At 64.2% G+C, this 1,250-nt stretch carries 1 protein-coding gene; it reads right to left on the bottom strand.

The annotated features are described in order from the left end of the window. Positions 1-1,250: T6SS effector BTH_I2691 family protein (locus I8746_RS26835; RefSeq protein WP_311044818.1), on the bottom strand; the 1,250-nt coding region annotated here is incomplete at both ends.

A 1,250-nucleotide genomic window follows, 5' to 3' on the forward strand; every position in this document is an offset into this window, starting at 1 on the left:
TTGGCGCGGTCTTCGGCGGCTTGCTGGGCGTGTTGCATGGCCTGCTCGAAACCGTCGAGCTGATCGTGCATGGCCTGGCGGTCGACCAGGTGGCCGTATTTCTGGTCGAACCGCTTGCGGAACTCGCCGGCATCCTGGCGGGCCTGGACTTTGCTGCGGACCTCGCGCTCGAACTGCGCCAGGTGGGGCTTCATGCGTTCATCATGGGCATCGGCCTGTTGATTGGCCCGTTCGGAGAACAAGTAGATCTCGGGATGCAGGTGGGGCTGGTTGCGGACTTTTTCGGCCATGACTTCGCGCTTGACGATCTGCTCGGCCACCATCTGCGGGTAGAGTTTTTCGATTTCCAGGAACGACTGCGCGACCAGCAGCTTGCGTTCGTTGTCCACCCCGGGTTCCACGGTGCGCGCCAGCCACTGGGTCTTCACATCCTCGACAGCGGCGTTGCGCCAGGCGTTGAGCTCCTGGGTGATCCCGATGGCGTCTTCGATGACGATGGCGGCGCCACGGGGTTTGCTGTGGTTCACCAGCGGTGCCAGCGCTTGGCGTGATGCGTGCGGCGAGACGATCTGGTCGTTGTTGAACGGCTGCAGGTCCAGCAGTGCCTGCAGGTCTGCATCGTTTTGGGCCTTGAAGTCGGCCACCCAGTTCAGTTGGTCATGCTTGAGGACGTGGGGCTGTGGCGGGGCGTCGGAAGGCTGGATGAAGCGGGCGATATCAATCGTGGGCAGGCTGCTGCGGTATTCCTCGTCGAGCAGGCGGTAGTTGTCGAGCATGCGCGGGGTCAGCGGGGAAGGGCTGAACAATGGGCGCAGCTCCTGGATGTCATCCAGGTCGTAGAGGGTGATGGTCCAGCCGAAACCGCGAAGGATCTCATCCAGATTGCCGGCGCTGGGGGCAGGCGCCCAGGGGGCGTCGCTGCTGATGTACAGCAGCGAGCCATTGGGCGCCACGCGGTATTGGCTGTGCCATTCGTAGGCCGGTGCGCTATGGCGCTTGATCAGCAGGTAGAGAAAGCCCTCGCGCAAAGGGCGGATGGCGTAGCTGGAATGGGTCAGCTCGCCGACCTCCTGGAACGGGCTGAGATAGCCTGGCAATTTGGGCAGGCGAGCACGTTGTGCCGGGTTGCCGCCGACGGCGGCGTAGCGCAGGGGCAGCAGTTCGAAGCGGCGGGTGCAGTCGGCGACGGGGCTGTTGCGCAGGGCAGGGCGGTAGCCGGAGGTGATGCGCCTGCACAGTTCGAGGGTTTC

Source organism: Pseudomonas sp. USTB-Z, from assembly GCF_019691255.1.
Lineage (GTDB): Bacteria > Pseudomonadota > Gammaproteobacteria > Pseudomonadales > Pseudomonadaceae > Aquipseudomonas > Aquipseudomonas alloputida.